The organism is Blautia sp. HCP3S3_D9 (assembly GCF_052063845.1).
In the GTDB taxonomy this organism is placed as follows: domain Bacteria; phylum Bacillota; class Clostridia; order Lachnospirales; family Lachnospiraceae; genus Blautia_A.
Map to the genome: position 1 here is coordinate 1 of NZ_JBQHWS010000117.1, position 11,023 is coordinate 11,023.

The window sequence follows — 11,023 nt, forward strand, 5'->3', positions numbered from 1 at the left end:
GAAAAGTATCGTTATCTTTTTCAATGCGCAAAGGAAAGCAATGATTTTGATTCATTTATGAAATTCGCAGTGTAGTTTTGTGCAATTTTTCAAATTTGCTCATTTATAGTATGAAATTCAAATTAAAAGATCCAGGAAGTGCGATCACTCATGGCATCGCTCTTCTCCTCGCAGCAGTCGGTGCTGTCCCGCTTATTATCAAAGCGGCACGTTCTTATGATGTGATCCATATCGTAGCATTGAGCATTTTTATCCTTACAATGATCCTGCTTTATGCTGCCAGCACAATCTACCATTCCGTAGACTCTACAGAGAAAGTTAACCGCCGTCTTCGAAAGATGGATCATATGATGATCTTTGTAATGATCGCAGGCAGTTACACTCCGGTGTGCCTCATTGTTCTTCACAATCATATTGGCTATATTTTGTGTACCCTGGTATGGAGTATTGCGATCCTTGGCATGATCCTGAAAGGATGCTGGATTACCTGCCCGAAATGGTTATCTTCCGTACTGTATATTGGCATGGGATGGCTCTGTGTCCTTGCATTTGTCCCAATCTTTCATGCACTCCCACGTGCTGGTTTTGACTGGCTTCTTGCAGGCGGAATTATTTACACTATCGGCGGTGTGATCTATGCTCTGAAAGTTCCGCTTTTCGATTCCAGACACAAGAATTTTGGTTCCCATGAGATTTTTCATATATTTGTGATGCTTGGAAGTGCCTGCCACTTTATCGTAATGTATTTCTTCGTTGCGCCACTTCCTGTCTGACCAACATCATATATAAAAAGATGTCCAGGATAATGATTGACACGTCAATCTTCCCGGACATCTTTTCTATTATCAAGCGGATAAAATCATCCGCTTCGCTGCTTACTCATAACCAAATAACTACTCCGCAATTTATCAGAAGTAACTTACCTCCTGATACAGGCAAATCCTATTTATAAATCTGTTTTTTTCAGACAGCTACTCTTCTCTCAGCATACAGACCATAAGAGCCATAACTTACACCAAAATATCCATAATAACTCTTTGCTTCTGCAAATAATGGATCGTATACCAGACCTCCGATTTCAGCCCAGCAGTGTCCGCTTCCATCTGTTGATGTTGTATCTACGCAGACATATACATTATTGTATCCCAGTGCTTTCGCCAGATACGCAAACGCACATGCATCAGAGAAACAATCTCCGCCCTTTCCGCTCAGGATCAGATAGTCATTAGCATATAATGCCGGCCATGCAGTCTGATTATGGAAAATTCTTTTTGTCTCATAATAATGCTGATACATTACCCATCTGAAACAAGTCTCAAATTTCTGACTCTTTGACATACTTGGTTTGGTAATCGCATTTACCACATTCTTTGCTCTCTGCAGAGTTTCATACTCATATGCTCTTGTAGAATTCATTTTCTTTCCATTTGCATAGTAAAAGCTGCTGCCTTTTTTCCATGCTTCCAGAATTCCTTTTTCTGTGCAGTAATAAGTGGTATTTCCTACTTTAACTGTTTTTGTTCTCAGAACACCTTTATCACTAAAATAGTAATATTTTCCTGAAATCTTCTTTACACCAGTGCAGCGTACTCCATTGGAACCGAAATAATACTTTTTATCATTATATTTAATCCATCCGGTTTTCATAAATCCCTTTGGACTAAAGTAATAAACCTCTCCATGAATCTTTCGCATTCCTGTCAGATACTTGCCATCCTTAAAATATTTCTTATTCTTTGTTCCGTAAGTATACCATCCATTCTTTAACGCAGGTGTTGGTGTTGGCGCAGGTGTTTCAATCGGTGTGATATCCGGAGCCGGAGTCTCAATCGGAATTGGTGTTACTGTAACATCCGGTGTCTCTGCTGCCATAGCCGGAACACTAAGCATCATACAGGCCACACACATGGCAAACCATTTGGTCATCTTTTTCATTTTCTTTTATCCTCCTGATACAATTTGGGAAAATACAGGCAGCAATATCAGAATTTCATCAGCTCCAGTTTCTTATTTCTGGTAAGCTGTTTAATCTGATACTCTCTTCTCATTGCCTCTTCTTTTGTCAAAAATCCTTCATAATATACAAGCGTAACCGGTCTCTTGGTCTTCGTATATTTTGCGCCGTTCTTTCCCTCATTATGTGCTTTCAGCCTTTTTTGCAGACAATTTGTCCATCCTGTATAAAGGGTTCCGTCTGCACATCTTACAATGTAAGTATAATTCATTATAATCTCCACTCCCAATGTACCTGTGACAAATACCGTTTAAACCTTAATTTCGGTATTCCACTTATACCATCTGCACTTTCACTGACATAACTTATACTGTCCATCCTGTACACTGATCTATGTAAAGGATAACCGCACATTACCATCTGCAGTCATCCTTATTTCTATAATAAACAGCCGGCATTAAAGCACGTATTTCACCCGGACATATCCACGTCCCCGGATACCTTTTGCAGTATCTGAAGTCATTTTTATGTCAAAAAAGCAGGCAGGGAAACCGACTGCGGATTTTCTTTCCCACCTGCTTTATTATACGTTTATTTTCCTATTTTGTGAATATCATTTTTCGGAGGTTCCAGAGATTTCCCTTAAATTTTCCACCAAGAATCTTTAACTGAAGATCCTCACGATCCGGATAATATCTTGTAGAAAAAACAGTCTCTCCATCATTCAGGTAGATTTCTGCTGCCGAAGTGTCTGCAAGAAGTCTGATATTCTTCAGCTCACCAATCTTTGCCTTTCGTTTCGACCTTCCTGCACCTGCAATTCCGGAAAAGCCAATCTCCGCAACTCCATCTTCATATTTAAAAATCATCTGTCCACCCATACTGATCTTGAAGCTGCTGCCCGTCATAACGATCTCATCAAGTACCAGGTCAAACCCTTCATTTACTTCCACACGAATCTCTACGATTGATTTCTCATCATGAAGAACTGTCTTCTCTTTTCGAAGACCTTCCAGTTCTTTTGCAGGAGCCTGGAGAATTTTTCCGTCACGTACCGTTAATTCTCTTGGAACAGTGAGACAATGCTGCCATCCTTCATCAATAGTCTTATTCACATATTCTTCATCTGCATCCGGCATTCCCATCCAGCCGATAAGAAGCCGTCTGCCCTTATTATCTGTGAACGTCTGTGGCGCATAGAAATCAAATCCCATATCCCATTCTCTGAAGTCATTCACATCTACAGAGCCATCTTCCTTCATCGGAAAATATCCGGACTGATAGATATTCTGAAAACGATACTCTTCACGACTCAGCCCCTGTGGAGAAACAGACAGGAACTTCTGTCCATCCAGTTCAAAATAATCCGGACATTCCCACATATAACCGAATACCTCCGGCGTAGTGATCACACGTTCCAGTTTCCAGTCTCTTAAATCCTCTGATTCATATACCAGAACTGCTCCTTTATCCTCTTTGAGACGTCCGCCCAGAACCATCTTATATCTGTCATTCTCTTTCCAGACCTTTGGATCTCGGATATGGCAGGTAAAATCCTCCGGATATTTCTCAAAGGAAATAACCTCTTCTTTATCGCTGAAATGAATTCCGTCTTCACTCTCTACATGAAGGGTGCTTGTCTCCCTTCCCTCATTAATGTAATCATAATCACCATCAATCTTTACATTGCCTGTAAAAAACAGATGCATTTTATCCTGATCAATCAGTGAAGACCCGGAATATACCCCATGACAGTCATAGGAGGAATCCGGATAAAGAGCTGTCCCTTCATACTTCCAGTCAAGCAGATCCTCGCTTGTATAATGTCCCCAGAACTTCAGTCCACCTTCCACATCAAAAGGTGCATACTGGAAGAACACATGATATCTGCCCTTGTACCAGCATAATCCATTCGGATCATTTAACCATCCCACCGGAGGCATCAGATGATGCCCAAGGCGGAATCTTCCTTCCTTCATATTTGCATTCTTTTCAATCTGTGATATATTTCTCTCAAGAACTTTTGTTAAAGTACTCATTCTTTCACAATCTCCAATACCTTATCTGCAGGTGTTACCGGACCTTCATGTAAGGCTTTCACATCTCTGTAATCGTCTGTGTTTGTTACAATAAGCGGAGTAGTTACATCATATTCTGCTTCTTTGATCTTATCCATATCAAAGGATATGAGAAGCTGTCCCTTCTTTACACGATCACCGTCTTTTACATGAGCTGTGTAATATTTTCCACCCAGTTCTACAGTATTGATACCGATATGGATCAGAAGTTCCATACCGCTTTCTGTACTTAAACCAACTGCATGTTTGGTGTCAAAAACGGTCTCAACCGTTGCATCACACGGAGCAACTACTTCACCCTTAGCCGGATTTACAGCAATTCCTTTTCCTAGAACTTCAGAAGCAAATGTTGCATCATTTACCTGAGAAAGTGGAATTGCAGTTCCATCTAATGCACTGTAGAGTACGAAATCATCTGCGCCGCCTGCTGTTTTTTCTGTTTCAGAAGCTGTTTTGTTTTCATCTGTTGCTGTAGCATTTTCATCACTTACCACAGAATTTTTTTGGTCTTCAATACTCTCTGCTTTTACAGCATCTTCACTCTTATCTTCATTTTTTACAGCTTTACTCTCTGCTGCCACATCTTTATATCCAAACAGCCATGTCAGTACAAATGCTACGCCAAATGCAATCACAAACATCAGAATATAAGATACCGGGTTGTTCAGGCAAAGCAGAATTCCGAAAATACCGGTTACTCCAGTTCCTGTAGCGCCCAGTCCTGTAATAGATGCAAACAGCGCACCAACTGCACCGCCGACACAGCCCATTACAAAAGGTTTTCCGAAACGAAGGTTTACACCGAAAATTGCCGGTTCTGTAATTCCCATGCATGCACTTAATGCAGACGGAACTGCCATGGATTTAATCTTCTGATCTTTAGTCTTAAGTGCTACTGCAAGTGTAGCACCGCCCTGTGCGATATTTGCTGCAGATGCAAGCGGCAGCCAGTAAGTAACTCCAAACTTGGAAATCTGTCCAAGGTCAATGATCGTGTACATATGATGTACACCGGCCACAACTGTCGGAGCATAAAAAGCACCCATAATAAAACTTCCAATACCGAACGGCAATGCGATCAGCCACTGGATTCCATTCAGAAGTCCGTTCTCAACGGCTACGAAGATCGGTCCGATAATGGATAATGTCAGGTAACCTGTTACAAATACACTTACAAGCGGAGTAACAAACAGGTCGAACATTGCAGGTACAACCTTGTGAAGCCTCTTCTCAATCTGTGCAAGTACCCACACAGCAATGATAACTGGGATAACATGTCCCTGATAACCAACCATGTCAATCGAATAAAGTCCAAACCATACTTTCTGAGTTGCCTGAACCCCTTCTGTTGCAACTGTCCATGCATTCTGCAGGTTTGGATGAATCATGATCATACCGATAACCGCACCCAGATATGGATTAGCACCAAACACTTTTGCACCGCTGTATGCGATCAGGATTGGCAGGAATGTGTACGCCGTATTACTGAAAAGCTGCGCAAAAGTATAAATAGAGCCGCTGGTATCAATATTCAGGAAACCATTGTTTACCATGAAATTCAGCGCTTCCATGATTCCCATAAGGAAACCACTTGCAACAATAGCCGGAATGATCGGCACAAAAATATCTCCAAGAGTCTTAATCAGTCTCTGTACAGGATTTGCTCTGGAAGCTGCAACTTTCTTCAGATCCTCCTTGCTGCTCTCGGAAACTCCTGCAATCTGGATGAACTCATCATATACTTTATTCACAACACCGGTTCCCAGAATGATCTGCATCTGTCCCTGTGCAAAGAAAACGCCTTTAACGCCTTCAATGTTCTCAACATATTCCTTGTCTGCCTTCGAGTTGTCACCAATAACCAGTCGAAGACGTGTGGCACAATGAGCTGCGGAAATAATGTTCTCTTTTTTACCGATATGGTCATATATTTCCTGAGCTGTCTTTCTGTAATCCATAATATCCTCCTTCTTATTTATGTAATCGTTCCCACATTTATGTACATTATTTGTTTTATGTATATATGGTTATTTTACTGTTAATATACATTTATGTGTGTTCTTTGTATGAAATCGTTCTCATATGTTGTTTTCATTATATCCGTCAGATTTTCATTTGTAAATATGTAACTTAGCACAAATATTTTGTCGCATTTTTATACATAATATCCAAAACAGGTTTTATCTATTAAATGGATGTTCGCAATTGAAGCAGGATTCTCCAACGCAAAGTGATCCTAACCAAAGTTTTTTTCTATGTCATTAAAATATTACGGAATAATTTTCTAAGACATAAAAAGAGCTAAGATTTTTCACCTGTTTCGTGAATTCTTAGCTCTCTTCTCATTTATCTGCTCCTGTGAGACTCTCTCATTACCACCTTACATCCCATCTTAATTTCTTTATGTATCGATACATTCTCCGACTCCATCAGCTCTACCAACATCTTTGCAGACTCCATTCCGCTCGTTTTATAATAGAAATGTACTGTTGTCAACTTCGGCTCTATAATTTTTCCCAGAGAATTATCTCCCATACCGGCAACCTGAACCTGCTCCGGAATCCGGTATCCATTCTTCTTTAACCAGCTCACTGCTCCAACTGCCATAGTATCCGTTGCACAGATAAGTGTATCAATATCCGGATGTTCGCCAAACAGTTCTCCTGCTTTTTCATATCCCGATTCCAATGTAAAATCACCACATTTCACATATTCACTGCCAAATTCAATCTTATTCTTACTAAGAATCTCTTCAACCCCGGACATTCTTTTTCTTCCAACAGCTTCATCTTTATCTGTAACTGTAATATATCCAAACTTGCTGCCAGTCTTTACCATCTGTTCTGTAAGCGTCATTGCCGCTTTCTGATCATCCTGAAAAATACATGGATACCCTTCCAGACGCTGTCCCAGCAAAACAATTGGCACTTTATACTCTTTGAGCATATCACGGTGCTGTTTCGTCAGGATTGTGGCAATGAAAATAACTCCATCTACCTGGTTATCCTTAAATAGTGAAAGATATTTCAACTCTTCTTCAATATTATTATTTGTATTCGCCAGGATTAGTTGATAGCCTTTTTTCGTAAGGATATCACTGATTCCGGCTACTTCTCTGCTGATCGTGTTGGAATCGATCTTCGGAAGAATCACCCCTACCAGTTTCGTCTTTTTGGTACGCAGCATCTGTGCCTGTGAAGAGGGCTGATATCCGGTTTCTTCGATCACTTTGCGGATAATTTTCTTCTTCTCTTCACTAACATAGCCATTATTTAAATATCTGGATACCGTAGCCCTGGAGACCCCTGCCAGTTTCGCTATCTCGTTAATATTCATGCAAAAGCTCCTTTTCATGCTATTGATGTGATGTTTTTAGATACTGTTTCACATCGTTTCCTTCTGAAAGTATTTTCTACATTATACTACAGATATCCTTTAGGTTGCAAATGGCAAAACTTCTGTCCAAACGGACAAAATTCTCCGCCTCGATATGCGGCTCTATACCGAATAACTGATCCTCAGTTTATCAGGAGAAGCTTACACTCCTCCTGATACAAGTAAGTCCCCACCCACTGCTTATTGCTTTTCGCAATTGAGGCTGAAGCGTGTTTGATTCTAAGCAGAGAATCTATTTGATTCGATTGAATTACGGAAGATATGCAATTGGGTCGATTGGTTCTCCATCTTTCTTCATTTCGAAATAAAGATTCGTTCCTTCTGTACTGTAATATTTTGTTGGCTGTGCAATATATCCGATAGTTGTTCCTTTCTTTACTGTATCCCCTTCAGAAACAGTCAGATCTGTAAGCTGTCCGTAAACCGCCTGATATCCGTTTCCCAGCTCCATGGTCACGGTTGTACCAGTCTGTGCATCCTGTTCCACTGAATAAACTGTACCGTTTACTGCCGCAACTACCGGTGCTCCCTCTACTGCCCCAACTGCAATGGCAGGGTTTAATCTGTACTGATCCAGAGTTGGAAAATACGTAGTCTGATCCATACTGTAATCCAGCAGAATATTTCCATTTACCGGCCACTCCATTAATGTATCTTCTGAGAAATTTACTGTCGGCAGATTGATTGCAGATGCCGAAACATCCGTTGCTTCTCCTGCATCAGTATCCTCAACATCCGCTGATTCTCCATCTGTACTGTTAACATCACTGCTTTTATCCACATTCACAGATACTTCAGCTTTATTCTTATCCACAGTATTTTCATTCATATCCCCATTCGGGTTTACAAGTGTATTTCCATCTCCGGAAGTCATTTCCACATCATCCTGATTTTCCTCCTCCAGTGATGGCTGACTCTCTGATTCTGTCTGACTTATTCCATCCTCTCCAGCAAATATATCATCCGTATTTTCACTTTGAGCAGTATCTTGAGTTTGCTCCTTAGGTGCTTCCTCTTTAATCGGAGATGTACCTAACTGATATACAGTAATTCCTAATGCTGCTACAGCTGCCAGACCAACGGTATTGGCGATAATTCGCGTGACTCTGTTATTCATCATATTCCTTTCACCTCTATTTTCATCTTCATATCTATAGGGTGTCCAGAATTATTACATCTATTCAGAAAATTTCTGTAATCTCCTGAATTTCCATACTTGGAAAATAATACGCCAGAATTTCCTCTGCACTATTAGAATTTTTTGCCAGCTCATTCCCTCCGTACTGCGAAAATCCCATTCCATGTCCTCTTCCTTTGCATAAAAAACGCACCTTGTTTCCAATATTCTGTATTGTAAAATTTGCAGAAGTAAGTCCCATACCTTTTCGAAAAGATTCACCTTCCAGCGTTTTCCCGTCAGCCAGAAGTTCTGTTACATATCCGGCGCTGTCTCTCTCCTTCACATTCAATTCCTTTGGAAGTATCTTTTGATTTATGTATACACTGTTAAGATAATTTTTTGACTCTTTATCCACACTGCTTTGGACAGATTTTAAATAATCTTCCTCCTCACTGTGGAAAACTTCCCTGCCATCCCTTGTCTGTCCGGCACTTAACTCATGATAAGGAACTTGTTTTAGTTCTCCATCCCATGTCATAACCATCCCTTCTGTATCAGTCACTGCCTTTTCGTATTTTTCTTGCGAGACTGCAAGATATAAGGATTTTCCCTTCACTTCATTCCTGATTTCATTCAATACTTTTGAAAAACTATCCTGCTCCTGTATTTTTCTGCAAAAATTGGACCGTGCAATGATCGTCTGCGCTTTTATTGTTTCTAATTCATAAGTTTCTCCAATTTGCGATGCAACAATAACTGGTAAAATCATTTCCATATCAAATTTTCTGTTGACCAGAGTACTTTCTACACCGTTAAAAACAATCGTAATCAGATAAGGGATAAAAAACAGACAAAAGATTCCCGTTGTTCCGGAAAAAAAAGACTTTCTCATAATAAGACCATCCAGACGTACGGCCATGATTTCTCATAACCTCTTTCCTTTTAGTATATACATATAACTTTCTCTGTATGTACACTTTTAATCAAATCACTCTTTTGACTTCATTAAGAATATTTTCCTAACTTTTCTATCAGCTTATTAATACGGGGACTCACCCCGTATTAAAATATGCAGCTTTACTTATTCTATTCTGGATTCTTGGTTCATTCCAGTATATAATTTTATTTTTTCTGGTATTCCTTTTTTCTTTTGGATGCAGATCCGTCCTGTTTTTCTTAGAATCTGTATCTTTTACAATATATTCTGAGATCATTTTTGCTTTCGGAGTTTCATATACCAAACACATTCCCAGACTTTTCCATAATCTTCCCAAAAATCCGCTTCTTTTTACTGTGCGCTCATCACAGCTACCTGTGCATGCACTTTCTCTATCCTTTACAAATCCCATTACAAAGCAGGTAACAGCTGTCACAATCAGCTGAAAATAATTCTTCAGATTCTTTATCGAATTCTTCATAGAAACTCCTCCTGTTCTGCATTACATGATTTCATAATATTATACAGCCTGTCCACCGTTAAGACTGCGCACTTCCTACGGTTATCAGGTACTAATACTTTATGCAGAATGAATACCATTTTAGAACTAAAATCGAAATAAAAAATATCCTGCCTTGAGAGCTTTTTTATGTCATTAGAGCTTTACAAAGTAAATTCTTATAACATAAAAAAACTTCTGTGAATTCCACAGAAGTCATAAAGTGAAGCATCGGGGATTCGAACCCCGGACAACTTGATTAAAAGTCAAGTGCTCTACCGACTGAGCTAATGCTCCATATTCAATTTTCACTTTCCAAAGTGAATGCCCAGAGCCGGAATCGAACCAGCGACACGAGGATTTTCAGTCCTCTGCTCTACCAACTGAGCTATCTGGGCAAAATAGCGGGGACAGGATTTGAACCTATGACCTTCGGGTTATGAGCCCGACGAGCTTCCAGACTGCTCCACCCCGCGGTATTAATTTAAAAGCCGATGATCGGACTCGAACCGATAACCTGCTGATTACAAATCAGCTGCTCTGCCAATTGAGCCACATCGGCTTAGCTGTTAAGCTAAGTGGATGGAGAAGGATTCGAACCTTCGAAAGCGTTGCTAACAGATTTACAGTCTGCCCCCTTTGGCCACTCGGGAATCCATCCAAGTATGGAACCTATAGGGCTCGAACCTATGACCCTCTGCTTGTAAGGCAGATGCTCTCCCAGCTGAGCTAAGATTCCATATCCATATGCAATTTACTAAACATCGTTAGCTCATTGCTAACGACCCAGAAGAGACTCGAACTCTCGACCTCCGCCGTGACAGGGCGGCGCTCTAACCAACTGAGCCACTGGGCCATTAAAGGTTTTGCACCTTCAAAACTACATACATATTGACATTTCCTTGAGATTCATTACTTCCTGCGATTCTTGGTCAAGCCCTCACCCGATTAGTAACAGTCAGCTCCATGCATTACTGCACTTCCACCTCTGCCCTATCTACCTCGTCGTCTTCAAGGGGGTTTACTTCTTTCGAATGGG

Annotated in this window: 9 protein-coding genes and 7 tRNA genes; 1 reads left to right on the top strand and 15 read right to left on the bottom strand. The window is 40.4% G+C overall.

The window, feature by feature from the left end; all coding sequences use genetic code 11:
- The first annotated feature begins 110 nt into the window (after positions 1 to 110).
- Positions 111 to 773 carry a PAQR family membrane homeostasis protein TrhA gene (gene trhA / locus ACTNES_RS16510; protein WP_291805882.1) on the top strand — a complete coding sequence of 221 codons (663 nt, stop codon included), beginning with the start codon at positions 111 to 113 and terminating at the stop codon, positions 771 to 773.
- A gap of 190 nt (positions 774 to 963) precedes the next feature.
- Here trhA and ACTNES_RS16515 read toward each other — a convergent pair whose 3' ends face one another.
- The 15 genes from ACTNES_RS16515 to ACTNES_RS16585 all read right to left on the bottom strand — a co-directional run bounded on the left by ACTNES_RS16515 (position 964) and on the right by ACTNES_RS16585 (position 10,840).
- Positions 964 to 1,935: a hypothetical protein gene (locus ACTNES_RS16515; RefSeq protein WP_291805879.1), complete on the bottom strand. Its 972-nt coding sequence runs from the start codon at positions 1,933 to 1,935 to the stop codon at positions 964 to 966.
- 47 nt (positions 1,936 to 1,982) lie between these two features.
- Complete coding sequence (locus ACTNES_RS16520; RefSeq protein ID WP_216460855.1) at positions 1,983 to 2,225, bottom strand: GIY-YIG nuclease family protein; 243 nt, start codon at positions 2,223 to 2,225, stop codon at positions 1,983 to 1,985.
- Between the two features lie 328 nt (positions 2,226 to 2,553).
- On the bottom strand, positions 2,554 to 3,993 hold the full coding sequence (locus tag ACTNES_RS16525) for a glycoside hydrolase family 32 protein (RefSeq protein WP_291815963.1): 1,440 nt from the start codon (positions 3,991 to 3,993) through the stop codon (positions 2,554 to 2,556).
- Positions 3,990 to 5,990: a glucose PTS transporter subunit IIA gene (locus ACTNES_RS16530; protein ID WP_441040135.1), complete on the bottom strand. Its 2,001-nt coding sequence runs from the start codon at positions 5,988 to 5,990 to the stop codon at positions 3,990 to 3,992. The genes ACTNES_RS16525 and ACTNES_RS16530 overlap by 4 nt, the downstream gene beginning before the upstream one ends.
- 388 nt (positions 5,991 to 6,378) lie before the next feature.
- A complete protein-coding gene (locus tag ACTNES_RS16535) occupies positions 6,379 to 7,368 on the bottom strand; it encodes a LacI family DNA-binding transcriptional regulator (RefSeq protein ID WP_291805869.1) in 990 nt (329 codons plus the stop codon).
- A gap of 310 nt (positions 7,369 to 7,678) precedes the next feature.
- A complete protein-coding gene (locus ACTNES_RS16540) occupies positions 7,679 to 8,548 on the bottom strand; it encodes a M23 family metallopeptidase (protein WP_216460859.1) in 870 nt (289 codons plus the stop codon).
- A 61-nt stretch (positions 8,549 to 8,609) separates the two neighbouring features.
- Complete coding sequence (locus ACTNES_RS16545) at positions 8,610 to 9,440, bottom strand: SpoIID/LytB domain-containing protein (protein ID WP_441040136.1); 831 nt, start codon at positions 9,438 to 9,440, stop codon at positions 8,610 to 8,612.
- Between the two features lie 160 nt (positions 9,441 to 9,600).
- Positions 9,601 to 9,966 carry a hypothetical protein gene (locus ACTNES_RS16550; protein WP_291805860.1) on the bottom strand — a complete coding sequence of 122 codons (366 nt, stop codon included), beginning with the start codon at positions 9,964 to 9,966 and terminating at the stop codon, positions 9,601 to 9,603.
- A 242-nt stretch (positions 9,967 to 10,208) separates the two neighbouring features.
- A tRNA-Lys gene (locus ACTNES_RS16555) sits at positions 10,209 to 10,281 on the bottom strand.
- 28 nt (positions 10,282 to 10,309) lie between these two features.
- Positions 10,310 to 10,382, bottom strand: a tRNA-Phe gene (locus tag ACTNES_RS16560).
- 4 nt (positions 10,383 to 10,386) lie between these two features.
- Positions 10,387 to 10,460, bottom strand: a tRNA-Met gene (locus tag ACTNES_RS16565).
- 13 nt (positions 10,461 to 10,473) lie between these two features.
- A tRNA-Thr gene (locus ACTNES_RS16570) sits at positions 10,474 to 10,546 on the bottom strand.
- A 17-nt stretch (positions 10,547 to 10,563) separates the two neighbouring features.
- Positions 10,564 to 10,645: transfer RNA gene (locus ACTNES_RS16575), tRNA-Tyr, on the bottom strand.
- A 5-nt stretch (positions 10,646 to 10,650) separates the two neighbouring features.
- Positions 10,651 to 10,723, bottom strand: a tRNA-Val gene (locus ACTNES_RS16580).
- A gap of 43 nt (positions 10,724 to 10,766) precedes the next feature.
- Positions 10,767 to 10,840 (bottom strand) — tRNA-Asp (locus tag ACTNES_RS16585).
- Positions 10,841 to 11,023: the final 183 nt, after the last annotated feature.